14 protein-coding genes are annotated in these 16,765 nt (G+C 64.1%); 7 read left to right on the top strand and 7 right to left on the bottom strand.

Going from position 1 to position 16,765, the window contains the following annotated elements; genetic code table 11:
- Nucleotides 1–485: 485 nt before the first annotated feature.
- Entirely contained in the window at nt 486–1,535 is a 1,050-nt protein-coding gene (locus ACXJY8_RS22550; RefSeq protein WP_463774071.1) for a PAS domain-containing protein, read from the top strand.
- A 52-nt stretch (nt 1,536–1,587) separates the two neighbouring features.
- On the opposite strand, the gene ACXJY8_RS22545 is transcribed toward ACXJY8_RS22550, so the two are convergent.
- From ACXJY8_RS22545 to ACXJY8_RS22525, 5 genes are all read right to left on the bottom strand, one after another.
- The gene (locus ACXJY8_RS22545; RefSeq protein WP_463774068.1) at nt 1,588–2,007 is read right to left on the bottom strand and encodes an FKBP-type peptidyl-prolyl cis-trans isomerase; all 420 of its coding nucleotides are present in this window, start codon (nt 2,005–2,007) and stop codon (nt 1,588–1,590) included.
- Between the two features lie 71 nt (nt 2,008–2,078).
- Nucleotides 2,079–3,230 (bottom strand): GNAT family N-acetyltransferase, encoded by a 1,152-nt coding sequence (locus ACXJY8_RS22540; protein WP_463774066.1) that lies wholly within the window; start codon nt 3,228–3,230, stop codon nt 2,079–2,081.
- Nucleotides 3,227–4,585 (bottom strand): lipopolysaccharide biosynthesis protein, encoded by a 1,359-nt coding sequence (locus ACXJY8_RS22535; protein ID WP_463774064.1) that lies wholly within the window; start codon nt 4,583–4,585, stop codon nt 3,227–3,229. Before ACXJY8_RS22535 ends, ACXJY8_RS22540 begins: the two co-directional genes overlap by 4 nt.
- A gap of 82 nt (nt 4,586–4,667) precedes the next feature.
- Nucleotides 4,668–5,627, bottom strand: a complete 960-nt coding sequence (locus tag ACXJY8_RS22530) for an SGNH/GDSL hydrolase family protein (protein ID WP_463774060.1) — start codon at nt 5,625–5,627, stop codon at nt 4,668–4,670.
- A complete protein-coding gene (locus tag ACXJY8_RS22525; RefSeq protein ID WP_463774055.1) occupies nt 5,591–6,685 on the bottom strand; it encodes an OpgC family protein in 1,095 nt (364 codons plus the stop codon). The genes ACXJY8_RS22530 and ACXJY8_RS22525 overlap by 37 nt, the downstream gene beginning before the upstream one ends.
- 292 nt (nt 6,686–6,977) lie before the next feature.
- Between ACXJY8_RS22525 and ACXJY8_RS22520 the strand changes: the two genes are divergently transcribed.
- Nucleotides 6,978–8,543, top strand: coding sequence for an ATPase domain-containing protein (locus ACXJY8_RS22520; protein WP_463774051.1), 1,566 nt, complete (start codon nt 6,978–6,980; stop codon nt 8,541–8,543).
- On the top strand, nt 8,530–9,570 hold the full coding sequence (locus ACXJY8_RS22515; protein WP_463774048.1) for a sensor histidine kinase: 1,041 nt from the start codon (nt 8,530–8,532) through the stop codon (nt 9,568–9,570). The genes ACXJY8_RS22520 and ACXJY8_RS22515 overlap by 14 nt, the downstream gene beginning before the upstream one ends.
- A 22-nt stretch (nt 9,571–9,592) precedes the next feature.
- Here ACXJY8_RS22515 and ACXJY8_RS22510 read toward each other — a convergent pair whose 3' ends face one another.
- On the bottom strand, nt 9,593–10,285 hold the full coding sequence (locus ACXJY8_RS22510) for a GntR family transcriptional regulator (protein ID WP_463774046.1): 693 nt from the start codon (nt 10,283–10,285) through the stop codon (nt 9,593–9,595).
- Nucleotides 10,286–10,918: 633 nt separating this feature from the next.
- On the opposite strand from ACXJY8_RS22510, the gene oxc reads away from it, so the two are divergent.
- The 4 genes from oxc to ACXJY8_RS22490 all read left to right on the top strand — a co-directional run bounded on the left by oxc (nt 10,919) and on the right by ACXJY8_RS22490 (nt 16,173).
- Complete coding sequence (oxc, locus tag ACXJY8_RS22505) at nt 10,919–12,700, top strand: oxalyl-CoA decarboxylase (protein ID WP_463774044.1); 1,782 nt, start codon at nt 10,919–10,921, stop codon at nt 12,698–12,700.
- A 144-nt stretch (nt 12,701–12,844) separates the two neighbouring features.
- Nucleotides 12,845–14,119 carry a formyl-CoA transferase gene (gene frc, locus ACXJY8_RS22500; protein WP_463774041.1) on the top strand — a complete coding sequence of 425 codons (1,275 nt, stop codon included), beginning with the start codon at nt 12,845–12,847 and terminating at the stop codon, nt 14,117–14,119.
- A gap of 293 nt (nt 14,120–14,412) precedes the next feature.
- Nucleotides 14,413–15,648 carry a glycosyltransferase family 61 protein gene (locus ACXJY8_RS22495; protein WP_463774038.1) on the top strand — a complete coding sequence of 412 codons (1,236 nt, stop codon included), beginning with the start codon at nt 14,413–14,415 and terminating at the stop codon, nt 15,646–15,648.
- Nucleotides 15,649–16,173 carry a class I SAM-dependent methyltransferase gene (locus tag ACXJY8_RS22490; protein ID WP_463774035.1) on the top strand — a complete coding sequence of 175 codons (525 nt, stop codon included), beginning with the start codon at nt 15,649–15,651 and terminating at the stop codon, nt 16,171–16,173. It abuts the gene before it with no gap.
- A gap of 429 nt (nt 16,174–16,602) precedes the next feature.
- Here the strand turns inward: ACXJY8_RS22490 and ACXJY8_RS22485 are convergent, their stop codons facing one another.
- Nucleotides 16,603–16,764, bottom strand: coding sequence for a hypothetical protein (locus ACXJY8_RS22485; protein ID WP_463774031.1), 162 nt, complete (start codon nt 16,762–16,764; stop codon nt 16,603–16,605).
- Nucleotide 16,765 lies beyond the last annotated feature (1 nt).

Here is a 16,765-nt window from a genome sequence, read left to right as displayed (position 1 = left end):
CTTCTCCGCGGCAGGTCCGGGAGACAAGCGCCGCGATCGACAAGTCTTCGCGCGATCGCGGCGATTGGTCGAACGATCATAGATCTGACTTTTCAGACACATGCAGGACGAACGCAGCGTTTTGCCCCGGCCGAATCTCGCCCTCTCCCGGCTAAACCCTCGCGGTCCATCGCGCCTGCCCTGGAGGCGCCGGGAAGACGTGGACTGATCGATGCGGGAGGACGGAACGTCCGGGGATTTGCGGAGCCGTATCGCACCGGGCCGGGTCCCGTGGCCCGCCGCACGTGACAGGACCGGTCACGTAAAAGCGATATCCTGCATACACTTTATCAGTCCGTAGTCCTTGCAATTGCATTGGCTTGAGCGCTGACTGATAATAGTCGAAGGTACGGCGGCGTGCTGCACAACCATACAGCGTCATGAGAGATGAAACTTTGTTTTCCGCGAGCGTGATACGTCCCGAGTTTGCTGTGGCGCGCGAGGACGTGCGACCGCCCGCCCCGGCCTCCCACGGCCAGGTCGTCCGGCTGGTCGAGGAACTGGCCCAGATCGGACTCTGGTCCTTCGACCTGCGGACGGGCCTCCTCTCGATCTCGGACGGGGTCTCGCGCCTCACCGGCCTGCCGCCGCAGACCACGGGCATGGATGCGCTGCGTGCCCTCATCCATCCGAAAGACCGCGAGATCTTCGAGGAGGTCTCGACCGCCCTGCGCACGGGAATCCCCGTCGATCGCGGCTTCCGCATCGTGCGATCCGACCGCACGGTGCGCTGGGTCGAGCTCAAGGGGAACGTGGTCCTGGGCGCGGATGCCGGCCCGGTGCGCGCCGACGGTATCCTCCTCGACGTCACCAGCCGTCACGAGACGACCCAGTCGGTCGTCCGCAACCAGGCCCGCTACGAGGGGCTGGTCCAGGCGATCGCCGCCGTGGTCTGGCTGATGACACCGGACGGGGTCCGCCGGCCGTCGCCGAGCTGGTGCGCCCTCACGGGCCAGACCGCCGAGCAGTGGCATGCCGGCGGCTGGACCGCGGCCATCCATCCGGAGGACCGGCAGCGGGCGGCCGAGGCCTGGGCGACCGCCTTCGCCCGCCACGAGCCCTACGAAGCCAATTACCGCCTGCGCCGGGCCGATGGAAACTACCGCTGGGTCAGCAGCCGGGCCGTCCCGGTGCTCAACCCCGACCGCACCGTGCGGGAATGGATCGGCCTCGTCATCGACATGACGAGCACCGCCAGCGTGATGACCCAGCCCGACGACCTCGCCCTGGCCGACATCTCCGGTACGCTGATCCGCAGCGCCCGGGCGATGCTGAACTGGTCGATTCCGGACCTGGCGGCCGCCGCCGAGGTCTCGGGGTCCAGCATCAAGCGATTCGAGGAGAACGGCGGCGGCGTGCTGCGGCCGCGGACCCGGACCGCCATCCGGCACGCCCTGGAGGCCGCCGGGATCACCTTCATCGCGCGGCTATCCGGCGAGGTCGGCCTGGTCTACCGGCCACCGGCCGGCGGGTCCGCGTCACCCGCCGGGGTGTGACGCGTCCGAGGGGTCGCCGGTCGCGCGACCTCGACGCGACCGGCGTGGTATACTAGCGCGCGCCGAGAAGCTCGACGTCGAAGATCAGGGTCGCGTTGGGCGGGATCACGCCGCCGGCGCCGCGCGGGCCGTAGCCCTGGTCGGGCGGGATGATCAGCGTGCGCTTGCCGCCGACCTTCATGGTGGCGACGCCCGTATCCCAGCCGGCGATGACCTGCCCGGCCCCGAGCGTGAAGGTGAACGGGGTGCCGCGATCCCGCGAGGAATCGAACTTCTTGCCCGGCTTGCCGCCCTCGTCGAGCCAGCCGGTGTAGTGGACGCTGACCTTCTGGCCGGCCTTCGGCTCGGGGCCGGTGCCCACGACCTCGTCACGGTACTGGAGGCCCGAAGGGGTGGTGACGGTCTCGGCGGAAGCGGATGCAGTCATGGCGAGGATCAAGGCTCCGGTGAGGGCAACGAGGGGACGGCGCATGGAAAGTCCTGTCTGGCATGCCGAGGCGGCGCAGTAGCACGGACTGGGCGGGAGGTCACAACCCCGCGCCCTCAGCGCCGCAGCAACCGCCGCGCCTCGCCCCGCGCCGTCTCCTCGAACCGGGCCAGCCGGAGGCGCCGCTCCAGGCCGATCAGCCCCCGCCCGCCCGCGGGCACCGCGATGATCTCCGCGACGGCGTCGCGCTCCCGGTAGAGGCTTTCCAGGGCCGAGCCCGCCAGGGTCGCCGAATCGAGCCGGTCGGCGAAGACGTCCGCGTGCAGGGCCCGCACGATCTCGGCCTCCAGCACGAGGCCCGGCGCCAGGGCCCGGGCGCTCTCGTCGTAGGCGGTTTTCAGGAGGTAGGCGGTCCCACCCGCCACCAGGGCCAGGCTGACGGCCAGGGACGTCCCGTCCCGGGTCAGGCTGTCGGCCCGGATCCCGACGGGGCCGCTCCCCGCCCGGAACAGCGCCCGGGCGAAGCTCGCATGCGCCGGGCGACAGGCCATGGCGCTACCGGCCGCGCCCTTCCAGCCCGCCTCCTCCACCGCCAGGAAGTCCTCCACCGCCCGCGCCAGGGCGGGACCCTCCGTCGCCGTCACCAGGTTCACCGCACCACTCTCGGCAAGGCGACGCTGCCGGCGGCGCAGGTCCTTCAGCCGCGAGGGATGCGGATGGCCGGCGAGGAACGCGGCGTGATCGGTGCGTCGGTCGAGAACCGGGCGCTCGAACCGCGCGACCTCGCCGAGATCCCAGCCGGCCGCCGCCATGGCGGCGATCAGGTCGCGACCCGGGGCCGCCTCGACCGAGAGGAGCGGCCAGCGCCAGGCACGCCCGCCGGATGCGGCAGCGAGGCCCTCGACCAGGGCGGCCAGGATCGCGGGCCGGTCCGAACCCGCCGCCACCAGCGGCGCGGTGGCGGTGATGAAGGGTGACAGGTACGGCAGCGCGACGGATCGCCCGAGGCCGGAGATGTCGTAGGACCGCCGAAACGGCAGCATCGCCTCAAGGCGATCCGGGCCGTGCACCAGGACGACCCGCAGGTCCGGCGACGCCAGACCGCTCGCCAGATGGGCCTGCATCACGTGCCGGCTGAAGAACGGATGGGCGTCCCCGGACCGCACCGAAAGCGCGTCCCAGGCCGCCGCCTCCTGCCCGAGGGATGCCAGCGTGGTGATCGTATGGCGATAGGTTGGCGCAGGCGGCCTGGCGTGAAGGGCGCTCATCGACCCGGCCCCCCGAACAGACCGAGCCGGACCGGGGTGATCAGGCCGTGCACGGCATGCGCCGCCCAGGCCATCGCCACGGCGCGCACCACGCAGGCGATCGCCATCGCCAATGCGGCTCCGACGACGCCGAAGGCCGGCACCAGCGCGAGGCAGAGGCCGCCGGCCAGGACCAGCATTCCCAGGGCGATGCCGGCGGCCAGGCGCTCGCCGCCGAGCATGTTGAGCAGGTCCTCGCCGGGCCCGAAGACGCTGGCGACGACGCTGCCGGCGACGAGGACGGCGAGGATGGGCAGGCTGTCCCGAAACTCGGGCCCGAACAGACCGAGCAGAAGGGGAGCGGCCGCGACGATGGCGATGCCGATCACGGCCGTCGCGGCCAGGGTCAGGCGGGCCTGCAGGGTCACCAGGGTATCGAGTTGCATGCGATCACCGGCGGCATGAGCGGCCGTGAAGCGCTGAGCCGTGGCGGCGGTGGCGGCGAAATGCACGAAGACCACGAATTGCTGAATCCGCGTCGCGGCAAAGTAGAGCCCGACCGTCGCGGGCGGAACGAGCAGGCTCAGCACGACGACATCGATGAAGCTCGAAGCGGCCCCTGCCAAGTCGCTGGCGGCGATCGGCAGGCAGGCGCGGAACCAGCGCCGCCAGGCGTAGCGGCGCGGGCCCGCGGGAAGAACTCTACGCAGACCCCTGAGCAGCAGGGTCGCCTGGATCGCCACCGCGACGCCTGTGGCCACGAGGGTGCACAGGACGGCGATGCGGGCCTGCGCCGGGGCGCCGAATGCCACCGCGGCGAGCATCGCGGCCATGATCAGGCCCTGGCGCAGGAGGTAGGGCGGCGCGATGGCGAGCACGGCCCAGTTCTGGCCCCGGGCGACGCCCTCGCAATAATCCTGGAGCGCGAAGAGCGGAAGCACGAGCGCGGCGACGAGGATCGGGGCGGCATAGGGTCCTTCCAATAAGGAGCCCTCCCACCAAACGAGGGCGAGGCCGCCGAGAGCGATCGCGACTGCGCTCACCAGGGTCACGACAGCGCCGCCGACGAGGTAGGCTCGAACGGCCGCCAGGTCTCCGCGAGCCTGATCGGCCGGCATGAAGCGGCAGGCGCCCTGCGACAGGCCGAGAGTGGCCGAATGCCCCAAAATCGCGATCCAGACCCAGATGGCGGCGAAGACTCCGTATTCGGTTCCCCCCATCAGGCGGGCCATCAGGACCTGGCCGACATAGGCGAAGCCCGCGGCGCCGATGCGGATCGCGAAGACATGGATCGCGGCGCCGGCCGCGCCGCTGCGCAGGCGCGCCAGGATGGTCCACAGCCCGGCGGCTCCGATCCTGTCCGTCGCTGTGCTCACCGAATGGCCCCCGCCCAATCCGGAACGGTGTAGGGCCTCGGCCGTTGCGGGGCCGTTAAGCCGAGCAATTAAAGCTTTGCGTTCAGGGACTGCCGGGCGCCGGAGCGAGCTTGACCCCGGCCGAATCCTTCGGAGGCGCCAGGGTCAGGGCCGGGCGGCCCGCGCTGCCCGTCGAGGCCGGATCGGGCTGGAGCAGCGAGAGGGTGATGGCGCGGGTGACGTGCTCGGCCATGCAGCGCAGTCCGAGATCGTTCAGGCGGAACTGGCTGCCGAGCAGGTGCCCCTCGCCCTTGTCGTTGCGGCGGGCGAGATACCGCATGGCTTCGTAGCGCTGCACGAGGGGGACGCCCTCCCGCAGGGCGACCTCCTGCACCTTCTGCACGAGACTGGTGTAATACTCGTCCGAGGCGAGGCTCGCGGTATAGACCGGGCTCACCAGCACCACGTCGATCTCGTGGCCCTTGATCCACTGCACCGTTTCGTCGAGGGCGGTGCCGAAGGCGTCGAGGTCGACACGCGCCAAAGCGTCGTGTGAGCCGACCTGCCAGATCACGAGGTCGGGCTCCAGCTCCGCCACCATGCTGCGCAGCCGCTCGCCGGCACCGGAAGCGATCTCACCCTGCAATCCCCGGCTCTCCACCACCACGTCGACATCCGGCAGGGACCGCTCGAGGGCCGTCTCCAGCTTGACCGGGTACGTGGCGGAGGAGCCGAGTCCCATCGTCGAGGCCCCGATGGCAAGGACGCGGACGGGGCGCTTCTCCTTCAGGGCCGCCTTCACCGCACCGAGGCGGGCCAGGGTGTAGAGCTTTGAGCCGGGCACGCGGCATTCGGGCGACAAAGTCACGTCCACGGCCTCCGCATCCGCGCCCTGGCCAGCCACCGCGACGCTGGGCGGCGAGACCACGGTCGGCGGCGGAGCCCCCACCCTGGCGGGCTCCTGGTGTGCCGAAGGCTCCTGCGCCCAGACTCTGCCCCCGCCAAGTTGGCAGAGGAGAGCGAGGCTCAGGGTGATGAGAGCCGCGGCTTGCGGGAGCGCCATTCGACGAACCATGCGGTGAAACCCAGTGCGAACAGGCCGAACCCTACGACGAAAACGTCAACAACGACACCGCCGCCGGTCCAGAAGCGCACGAGCTGCGCGGCGAGACTGAGCAGAGAGCCGATCGAAAAGACCGCCAGCGAGTTTCGCCCAAGGCTGGCGAGGAACGGGGTGATCCATCCCAAGCGCGGCGCGACGAAGGCATAGAGCGTCTGGAAGGCGAGGAGCACGCCCAGGAAATGAATGACGCGCGCCGGTGACAGGTAGGTCTTGTCGAAGGTGAAGACGAGGCGCGGATCGGGCACGAGGAGCGGATCGGGTCGCAATTCGAGCACCGAAAGGACGATGCCGGTGAGGACGATCACGACGCCGACCGGGACGAGGCGCCGCGACCAGCGCTTCAGCCAGGACGAGGTCCGGCTGAAGTCCTGCATGGTGAAGCCCAGGACGAGCAGGAGCTGCCAGCAGAATGGGTCGAAGAACCAATCCCCCTCCCCCGGCCAGGACGGTAGGTTCCACTCGAAGACGAGGCTCGCTGCGTAGAGGCCGAAGGACAGGAGCAGTGCGCCGAGGCGGCTCACCCGTCCGATCAGTACGAAGATCGGCGCGATCCCGAGGAGCACCACGTAGAGCGGCAGAATGTTGAAGAAGCCGAGTTGGTGCGTCAGCAGGACGAAACCGACCATGGTCTGGATCGGATCGGCGAAGAAGCCGCCGGCATTGTGCCATTCGAGCAGCAGCGGATTGTCGAGTACCAGGGCCGTGCCCGCGATCATCCCGAGGGCGAGCGCCATCGTGGTGATCTGGGCGCGATAGACCTCGATGGTGCGCGACATTAGGCGCAGGACGGTCTTGAGGCGCGGCTCGGGGCTGCCGTCGCGGTTGCGCGTGGCGATCCCAATCGACCAGCCAGCCAGGAACACGAACAGCTCCGCGGCATCCGAAATGCCGTACTGCGAATAGGTGTAACGCTCGAAGGTGTTGCCGGGAATGTGGTTCACGAAGATCGTGACGAGGGCGAGACCCCGCCAGAAATCCACCGCGTTCGGTTCGCGCATCGTGTCTCCGCACTCCGGCAGCTCGAAAGGACAGGCGCTAGGCGCGCTGAACGTCGCGGCCGCGCTGCAAGGGCCGGTCCTGATACGGTGCCCCCGCGCTTCTGCAAAGGGCAACCTTCGGCGGCGGCGTGCCTCGGCGATCCTGTGCGGTTCAGGAGGGCGGGACACGGCATGGTGTGCCTCGCACCGGTTCTCCGGCGCGTATCCTGCGTGCGGTGTGGCATAAATACCGGCGACGGCGGGGGGACCCGCACCTATGGTGGGCGTCCTTCGACACGTTTCGGAATAATCCATGCAGACCCCCGTCGTCGGCGATGCCGCGCCGATCCCGACCGGAGTGCCAGGCCTCGACGAGATCCTCCACGGCGGCTACGCGGCCCACCGGGCTCACCTCATCGAAGGACGGCCGGGCAGCGGCAAGACCACCGTCGGGCTGCAGTTCCTGCTCGACGGCCTGGAGCGGGGCGAGCGCGGTCTGTACATCACCCTGTCCGAGAGCCGGCGCGAGTTGCTGTCGGTCGCCGAGCGCCATGGCTGGTCCCTGGACGGCATCGAAATCTACGAGTTGGTTCCGCCCGAACTCAGCCTCGACTCCGAGCAGCAGCAGAGCCTCATCCACTCCTCCGATCTCGAACTCGGCGAGACGGTTCGGATGGCCCTGGCCGAGATCGAACGCGTGAACCCGGTCCGGGTGGTGTTCGACAGCCTGTCCGAGATCCGGCTGCTCTCGCAGGGGTCCCTGCGCTATCGGCGGCAGGTGCTGGCCCTCAAGAGCTACTTCCTGCTCAACGACGCCACCGTACTGATGCTCGACGACCTCAGCTCGGATGACGACGACCTTAACCTGCATTCGATCAGTCACGCGGTCCTGCGGCTCGAACAAGTGACTCCGACCTACGGGGCCGGGCGCCGCCGACTCCACGTCATCAAGATGCGCGGCACGCCCTATGAGAGCGGCTATCACGATTTCGTCCTCAGGCGAGGCGGCGTGAGGATCTTCCCGCGCCTGGTCGCAGCCGACCATCATGCCGAGTTCGAGGCCGCGACTATCGCCTGCGGCGTACCGGAACTCGACGCGGTCCTCGGTGGCGGCCTCGACCGGGGTACCACCAACCTCATCATCGGGCCTTCCGGCGCCGGCAAGTCCACTTTGGCACTCGGTTACCTGATGGCCGCCCTCGATCGGGGGGAGCACGGTCTGGTCATCAGCTTCGACGAGACCGCCGGCATCCTGCAGCGGCGCGCCGCCGGGATCGGCTTCGCGATCGGTCCCCACATCGAATCCAGCCGCCTGCGAATCGAGCAGATGGACCCAGCCGACGTCTCAGCCGGCGATTTCGCCGGACGCATCCGCGACGCGGTCGAGACCGATCGAGCACGCGTCGTGGTGATCGACAGCCTCACCGGCTACATGAGCGCCATGAGCGGGCAGCCCCACCTGGTGCTGCAGATGCACGAGATGACCACCTACCTGAATCAACAGGGCGTGGTGACGATCCTGGTGCTCGCCCAGCACGGCATGGTGGGTCGGATGGAAGCTCCGGTCGACCTGACCTACGTCAGCGATACGGTGGTGATGCTGCGCTTCTTCGAGGCGGCTGGCCACGTACGCCGGGCGCTCTCGGTGCTGAAGAAGCGGACCGGTCCCCATGAGGACACCATCCGTGAGTTCCGAATCGATTCTCAGGGTCTGAGAGTCGGCGCGGTGCTGAAGGACTTCCGCGGAGTGCTCACTGGCGTACCGACCTTCGAGGGCAGCCGCGCCGAACTCCTCGACGACCGTCCGCCACTGGCGGAACGGATCACCGGCAACCCGCCAGGCTCCAGAGATCCGTCCGGTTCTCATGGCGCAGCCTGATCCCATCGCGCTGATCCTGGCGCCGGGCGGGCGCGACGCGCGGATCGCCGCCGCGATCCTGGCGGAGGTTGGGATCGATTCGCGGATCAAGGACAGTCTGGCCGATCTCGTCGCAGACCTCGATGTGGCGGCCTGCGCCGTGATCACCGAAGAGGCACTCCTTCACTCCGACCGCCGGGCGATCGCCGAGTGGTCCGAGCGGCAGCCCCCATGGTCCGATTTCCCCTTCATCCTGCTCAACCATCGCGGCGCATCGCCCGATGAGCGCCTGAGCGGACTTCTCGGTAATGTCACGCTGCTGGAACGGCCTTTCCACCCGGCGGTGCTCGCCAACGCGGTGCGCTCCGCGCTGCGGGCTCGGCGGCGGCAATGGGAGGTGGCAGCCCATCTCGACGAACGACAGAAGACCCATGAGCGTCAGGCCCTACTGATTCGCGAGTTGCATCACCGGGTCAAGAATACGCTGGCGACGGTTCAGGGCCTTCTCGGCGCCACCGCGCGCTCGACCCACGATGTCGAAACTTTCTATCAGTCCTTCTCGAACCGCATCGTCTCCCTGGGCAAGACCCATACCCTGCTCACCGAGGATTACTGGCAGACGGCGCCGTTGCACGAACTCCTGGAGAACGAACTCAGCCCCTACAACGACGCCAAGGGTCAGCGCATCCACCTCGACGGACCGATGATCGAGCTGGCCGCCGATCTCGCCGTCCCGACCGGGATGGCATTTCATGAACTGACGACGAACGCCGCCAAGCACGGAGCTCTGTCCCAGCCCGGCGGACGGATCTCGATCGTCTGGAACGTCGTGCCGGGGGAGATCGGACGGTGCCTGATCCTCGACTGGACGGAATCCGGCGGACCTGCGGTATCACCACCCCAGCGCAAGGGGTTCGGCTCGACCCTGCTACAGCGGGTCCTGGCGCAACAGTGCAGTGCCACCGTGGCGATCGACTATGCGGAAAGCGGGCTGCGCTTCCACATGGAGGCACCCTTACCGGAGGAACGCTTGGTCCCGACCTACTGATGCGCAACCGCTCTGGGCGTCGTCAGTCGAGGTAGTCGCCGTACCTCTCGACGTGCCGGGCGAGGCCCAGGCCATGCTCGCGCACCAGTCGCTCGGCACGCTCGGCATCCCGCGCCTCGAGCGCCTGGATGATCTCGACATGCTCCTTGATCGAGTTCGCGGCCCGGTCCCCCTGGCGCAAGGCGGTGTTGCGGATGCCGCGGACATGCATCAGCAGGTTGCTGGTGATGTCCTTGATCACGTCGCAGCCGCCCAGAGAGATGATCTTCTGATGGAAGCGGATGTTGGCGTCCGAGTACTCGTCCATATGGTCGGCGGGGCGCCCCTCGTAGAACTCGGGGAAATGCACCCGTAGGCAGCCGAGTTGCTCGTCGGTGGCGTGCGAGCAAGCGAGCCGTGCCGCCATGCTTTCCAGGGCCGACCAGGCCTGGATCATGGCGACGATCTCTTTCTTCGACTTCTTGATCACGAAGACGCCGCGCCGGGCCTCGAACCGGACGAAGCCCTCCTGCTCCAGCACCGTAAGTGCTTCGCGGACCGGCGTCCGGCTGACACCGAGATCCTGGGACAGCTTCCGCTCGTCGAGTCTGACCTCGTCGCGCTGGCTGTAGATATTCATGTTCGTGATGGCTTCTTTCAGCGCATCGTAGGCGAGCGCACGCAAGCTCGACGTCGCTGCCAGCGGCTTGATCTGAAAGGTCGTGGACTCAACCATGCTTACACCTGGAACGATCGCTGGGACGCTGACGCACCGCCAATTTGGTCTGGAACATGCCGAACCCGCTCCCGGAACACAAGGAAACCTCAGCGATTGAGCCGGGACAAGATTTGAATATCCCCCCTGCAACAACAACATAGCTGCGTCGCCTCACCAAGCTGTGACGACGCGGCGGTGCCTCGAGCTGCGCCGCATCATCCACTTCGTGCGACGCCGCGCAATCGCCCTGACCCGACGGCGAGGATCTAAGAGACCTCGCGCCAGGACCAGATCTGGTTTGACACTTGGTATTTGGTATGCCACCATTCTTGGACTGGCAACCGTCTGATCGGGACTAGCAGCACTGTATCCAGCACAATCCTCGGCTCCGATCGTTTCGCAACGCACGCCAAGCGTCAAGTGATCGCTCCAAATCAGACTGTTATTGTTCCGTATTCCTCGGTCTCATCCGACTGAATAACTGAACAAAAAAGATTCAATCAGCAAGATTCCCGAAGCGGGTATCTCGGCACGGGCTACGAACTCTAAATTTTTCAGAACGCGATCCCGTCCGCGTCTGCCTCACAAGCTCTTATACGATCAAGAATGGCGCGCCATCCAACAAGAAGCGCCCGAACTGGAGGAAACACCATGGATAGAACCGCTGGCTCCGAATCCACGCAGGCCGTCCACGACGTCGCCACCGGCGTCGGTGTCACGTCCGATCATGCGGGTGAGCAGATCGACGGCTTCCACCTCGTCATCGATGCGCTGAAGCTCAACGGCATCAACAACATTTACGGCGTGCCCGGCATTCCGATCACTGATCTCGGCCGTCTCGCGCAGGCTGCCGGCATGCGTGTCATCTCCTTCCGCCACGAGCAGCACGCTGGCAATGCCGCAGCGATCGCAGGCTTTCTCACCAAGAAGCCCGGCATCTGCCTCACCGTTTCGGCGCCCGGCTTCCTCAACGGCCTGACAGCGCTGGCGAACGCGACCACGAACTGCTTCCCGATGATCCTGATCTCCGGCTCCTCCGAGCGCGAGATCGTCGACCTGCAGCAGGGCGACTACGAGGAAATGGATCAGCTCGCTATCGCCAAGCCCCTGTGTAAGGCCGCCTTCCGCGTGCTGCACGCCGCCGACATCGGCATCGCCGTCGCGCGCGCCATCCGCGCCGCCGTCTCTGGTCGTCCTGGCGGCGTCTACCTCGACCTTCCCGCCAAGCTCTTCAGTCAGGTCATGGACGCCGAAGCCGGCGCCAAGTCCCTGGTTAAGGTGATCGACGCGGCACCTGCACAGTTGCCGGCGCCGAGCGCCATCACCCGGGCCCTCGACGTGCTCAAGAGTGCCAAGCGTCCCCTGATTGTGCTCGGCAAGGGCGCGGCCTACGCCCAGGCTGACGAGGAGGTCCGCAACCTCGTCGAGCGCAGCGGTATTCCTTACGTGCCGATGAGCATGGCGAAGGGTCTTCTGCCCGACACCCACCCGCAATCGGCCGGTGCGGCCCGCTCCCTCGTCCTGAAGGAAGCCGATGTCGTCCTGCTGGTCGGCGCGCGCCTGAATTGGCTGCTCTCACACGGCAAGGGCAAGACCTGGGGCGCACCGGGCTCCAAGAAGTTCATTCAGATCGACATCGAGCCGAAGGAGATGGACTCGAACGTCGAGATCGTCGCCCCGGTGGTTGGCGATATCGGCTCCTGCGTCTCCGCTCTCCTCGAGGGCATGGGCCAGAACTGGCAAGCGCCCCCCGCGGCCTGGACCGACGCCATCCGGACCAAGAAGGAGGAGAACCTCGCCAAGATGGCCTCGAAGCTGAAGAAAAACTCGGCTCCGATGGACTTCCATGGGGCGCTCGGCGCACTCCGGACCATCATCAAGGAGCGGCCCGACGCGATCCTCGTCAACGAAGGCGCCAACACCCTCGACCTCGCCCGTGGCATCATCGACATGTATCAGCCGCGCAAGCGCCTCGATGTAGGTACCTGGGGCATCATGGGCATCGGTATGGGCTTCGCCGTGGCCGCTGCCGTCGAGACCGGCAAGCCGGTCCTCGCGGTGGAAGGCGACAGCGCCTTCGGCTTCTCCGGCATGGAGGTCGAGACGATCTGCCGGTACGATCTGCCGGTCTGCATCGTGGTCTTCAACAACAACGGCATCTATCGCGGCACCGACACCGATCCGACTGGGCGCGATCCCGGCACGACGGTGTTCGTGAAGGACTCACGCTACGATAAGATGATGGAGGCCTTCGGCGGCGTCGGCGTTCACGTCACGACCCCGGACGAACTCTCCCAGGCCGTCAACGCAGCGATGGATTCGGGCAAGCCCACTCTGATCAACGCGATGATCGACCCCTCCGCGGGCACGGAGAGCGGCAATATCGGCAGCCTGAACCCGACGAGCACGGTGGTCCGCAAGAAGACCGCCTGAGCCGAAGTCATCGGCTTCTCCGGAGATGGATTTCATCCCCGGAGACACCGCACGCGGGCGGCCTCCCGGAGGCCGCCTCGCGCGCTCGGTAGAGCGGTTCCGCTAAAGCTGCGCTGAAGTCTCCCGGATAGGTGAGCCTGTGCCATGAAAGCCCTCGAAGGCGTCAAGATCCTCGACTTCACCCACGTCCAGTCGGGTCCGACCTGCACGCAGTTGCTGGCTTGGTTCGGCGCCGACGTGATCAAGGTCGAGCGGCCGGGCGTGGGCGATGCTACGCGCCAGCAGTTGCAGGACATTCCCGATGTGGACAGCCTGTATTTCACGATGCTGAACCACAACAAGCGCTCGATCACCCTCGACACCAAGAACCCAAAGGGCATCGAGGTGCTCTGGCGCCTGATCGACGAATGCGATGTTCTGGTCGAGAATTTTGCGCCTGGCGCGCTTGCCCGGATGGGCCTGACCTGGGAGGCGATCCACGCCGCCAACCCGCGCATGATCCTCGCCTCGGTGAAGGGCTTCGGCCCCGGTGCCTACGAGAACTGCAAGGTCTACGAGAACGTGGCGCAATGCGTCGGGGGCGCCGCTTCGACCACGGGGTTCCGCACCGACATCCCCATGGTTACCGGCGCCCAGATCGGCGATTCCGGTACCGGTCTTCATTTGGCCTTGGGCATCGTCACTGCGCTCTACCACAGGACCCAGACCGGCCTTGGCCAGCGGGTCGACTGCGCCATGCAGGACGGCGTTCTCAACCTGTGCCGGGTGAAGCTGCGCGACCAGCAACGCTTGGAGCGCGGCCCTCTGCCGGAATATAGCCAGTTCGGCGAAGGCATACCGTTCGGCGACTCGGTGCCGCGTGCCGGCAACGATTCCGGCGGCGGCCAGCCCGGCCGTATCCTCAAGTGCAAGGGCTGGGAGACCGACCCGAACGCCTACATCTACTTTATCACGCAGGGGGCGGTCTGGCCGCAGATCTGCGACGTCATCGGCGAACCAGCCTGGGCGACCCATCCCGACTACGCCACGCCGAAAGCTCGCCTGCCGCACCTGAACGAGATCTTCACCCGCATCGAATCGTGGACGATGTCGAAGACCAAGTTCGAGGCGATGGAGATCCTCAACGCCCTTCACGTGCCGTGCGGCCCGATTCTCTCCATGAAGGAGATTGCGGAGGACAAATCCCTGCGCAAGTCCGGAACCGTCGTGGAGGTCGATCACCCCACGCGCGGTAAGTACCTCACAGTGGGCAACCCCATCCGGCTCTCGGCGAGCGAAACCGAGATCACCCGGTCGCCGCTGCTCGGCGAGCACACCGACGAGATCCTGACCGAAGTCCTCGGCTACTCCGAAGCCGAGCGCCTCGGAATCGCAGAATCTGGCGCCATCGGCACCGTCCGGAAGTTCGCCGCCGAGTAGTCCCGACCCGCCCGGGTCTCAGCTCCTGACTGGCGCGGCCTTGATCCCTCGAGGCCGCGCCTTTTTCAATGCGCCACCGTTGTAACGGGTGCGGCTGATCCAGCGGATGAAATTTTTTTGCCCTGTAACTTCCATCATTTGCAGGCGCATCCATTGCGGTTTAAGGAGCTGTGGCTAAAAAAGGGCGGCCCCGCCGTAACGCGAGAATCCTGAACACTGAATGCCCCTTTCTTCCACTCTCGAACTTTTCGGCGAGGTAGCAATCGCGCCCGGCGAACCGCCCGTGATGCGTAATGTGGATTGTGTTTACGCACCATTTTCTGCAGAAGTTTTTTTTTGATAGAGATCCCTCCTGGGGTATTTATAGTCCAGGCGGATCCATCATCCCGGCCGCTGCTTATGTGCGCGGTGAGAAATTGGGATTGATTGGGCAGAGTCAGTCACGGATTTTCGCGCTAGACTCTCTGCAGAACAAAAACGAAGAATATTTATATTTCGGACCACTTATACCGCATTATGGGCATTTTGTAGTGAGCAGCCTTGCGCGAGCCTGGTTTGCCAGTCATCCAGAATTTTATGAGGTTCCGCTCCTTTGTCATTCCGACCAGGAAATCAAAGACCATTTCCAAGGCTATATGGGATCGCTCACATCAGCACTTGACCTAGATCCGCAACGCTTTGTGCGATTCAAAGAGCCCGTCCGTTTCACCAACCTCACGATACCTAGTCCAGCGTTCCTGGAACAAAAACTTGCCTACGAAGCCTTTCTGGATCCCATGCATCGCATCGGCGATTCGCTTCTTCGCGGAAGATGCCGAGAACCGAACACTCGGCCGATTTGGCTTTCGAAATCGCGTATCGGTGCAAATGCGGTCGCTCATGTATCGAACGAAAACGAAATTGAAGAGTTGTTGGTGGAATATGGATTCGATATTATCTCGCCAGAATGGCTAAGTCTTTCAGATCAAATAGATATATTCAATTCCCGCTCGCATGTCTTTGGTTTCGTAGGCTCCGCATTTCACACTCATGTATTTACCCGGCGGCCACCACAAATCACATGCATTACGCTTGATAGACACATAAATACGAATTTATTACTAATAGATCGACTAAACAACGTTGCATCAAAATATTTCTATCCTGAAGATAATATTGAGAATATAAATATAGTTGGATATTCCACAGCTAGACGGATAAAGAATCCACGGAAATTCGTCGCCGATCTTGTGGATGTGACGGAGATATCATCACGACCCGCCGGCAGTACAACTAAGCTCGGCCGCCGAACCAGAGAGAACACATTCATGAACTATAACGAAAACTGCTCACGTGATCATTCAGGTGAGAATTATCATTCGACACTTGTTAAACTACATCAAGAGCTTCAACCCGAAACCTACCTGGAAATCGGCACGTTAACAGGCGCCACACTTGCATTATCTCAATCATCTTCGATTGCAATCGATCCAAAATTCCAGGTAAGCACTGAAGTGATTGGCTCCAAAGAATCTTGCCTGTTTTTTTAAATGGAAAGCGATCTATTTTTCGAGAAACACGACCCAGTCAAGCTTCTTGGGAAGACAATTGATTTATCGTTTCTAGATGGCATGCATCACTGCGAATTCCTACTACGCGACTTTATAAATGCGGAACGGAACGCTTCGCCCAATGGGGTCATCGCCTTACATGATTGTATTCCCGTTGAAATTCCAATGACAGATCGGACACAAAACGGAACGCCGCCGGTTGCGCCCCACCGTGGTGGATGGTGGACGGGTGATGTTTGGCGGACGCTCCTAGCCATCAAACGTCACCGGACAGACCTCAAAATTCTTTGCCTTGATGCGGCACCGACCGGTCTTGTCTTAATTTCTCGATTGGACCCATCGTCAAATCTGCTGAGAGAAAAGTACGACTCGATCGTTGACGAAATGATGGAAATGGATCTTGAAAAGCAGACTGTAGCTGGATTACTTCGTGAAATCGAACTGATTTCTACAAGTACATTCGAGCGGCAGGGGTCCCTGAGTGCCGCGCTTCGTGCGTTATGATTGTAGAATTGGGTGGTACATTTCATATTAGATCAAAATATTTGCATTTTTATACTTAGAGCTAGTAATCTGATTTAAGTCGTATCGGAAGCAAGGTGAATCTGAGCATTGTAAAACGAGCCTGGGAGGGTCTCCCAGGCTCGACAGATCGGCGCGTATGCGATTTTTTAGAACTACGACCCCGCTCAGTAAGTCGACCACGAAGCTAACGCTCGATTTTGCACTTTGGTAAAGTCCAACAGCAGTGTTGGACACGCAACAAATTAATTATCCGAAAATATTCTCATCAACTTCGAATCGGTATAGCATAGTTTCAATACAACGACTTCCCGGTTCCGTGATGACACGCGGATGCATGCAGCGAAGAAGGTATGCATAGTCCCTATGCAGCCGTGCTCTTTCCTAATTGCACGATGAAAAATACACTCGTCATACAATGCCTGAGAAGCGGCCGTTCGCGCTTCCGAGGACGACCGCATTGCGTCCTTCGACGGGCCCGCTGTCCTCCGACAGCCAATCGGCGAGCTTGATTACCAGCACGACCTGAAGGGAGATGAGGGCAACGGTCGTAACGAGGATGGATGCGAGCATG

It is taken from the genome of Methylobacterium sp. TK31, assembly GCF_055361545.1.
This window is presented reverse-complemented; position numbering and strand designations above follow the sequence as displayed.

Bases quoted from the DNA above. Each gene is read 5' to 3' on its own strand.
- ACXJY8_RS22545 (WP_463774068.1), bottom strand. From the start codon at position 2,007: ATGCGCCGTCCCCTCGTTGCCCTCACCGGAGCCTTGATCCTCGCCATG.
- ACXJY8_RS22540 (WP_463774066.1), bottom strand. From the start codon at position 3,230: ATGAGCGCCCTTCACGCCAGGCCGCCTGCGCCAACCTATCGCCATACG.
- ACXJY8_RS22530 (WP_463774060.1), bottom strand. From the start codon at position 5,627: ATGGCGCTCCCGCAAGCCGCGGCTCTCATCACCCTGAGCCTCGCTCTC.
- ACXJY8_RS22525 (WP_463774055.1), bottom strand. From the start codon at position 6,685: ATGCGCGAACCGAACGCGGTGGATTTCTGGCGGGGTCTCGCCCTCGTC.
- ACXJY8_RS22520 (WP_463774051.1), top strand. From the start codon at position 6,978: ATGCAGACCCCCGTCGTCGGCGATGCCGCGCCGATCCCGACCGGAGTG.
- ACXJY8_RS22515 (WP_463774048.1), top strand. From the start codon at position 8,530: ATGGCGCAGCCTGATCCCATCGCGCTGATCCTGGCGCCGGGCGGGCGC.
- ACXJY8_RS22510 (WP_463774046.1), bottom strand. From the start codon at position 10,285: ATGGTTGAGTCCACGACCTTTCAGATCAAGCCGCTGGCAGCGACGTCG.
- oxc (WP_463774044.1), top strand. From the start codon at position 10,919: ATGGATAGAACCGCTGGCTCCGAATCCACGCAGGCCGTCCACGACGTC.
- frc (WP_463774041.1), top strand. From the start codon at position 12,845: ATGAAAGCCCTCGAAGGCGTCAAGATCCTCGACTTCACCCACGTCCAG.
- ACXJY8_RS22495 (WP_463774038.1), top strand. From the start codon at position 14,413: ATGTGGATTGTGTTTACGCACCATTTTCTGCAGAAGTTTTTTTTTGAT.
- ACXJY8_RS22490 (WP_463774035.1), top strand. From the start codon at position 15,649: ATGGAAAGCGATCTATTTTTCGAGAAACACGACCCAGTCAAGCTTCTT.
- ACXJY8_RS22485 (WP_463774031.1), bottom strand. From the start codon at position 16,764: ATGCTCGCATCCATCCTCGTTACGACCGTTGCCCTCATCTCCCTTCAG.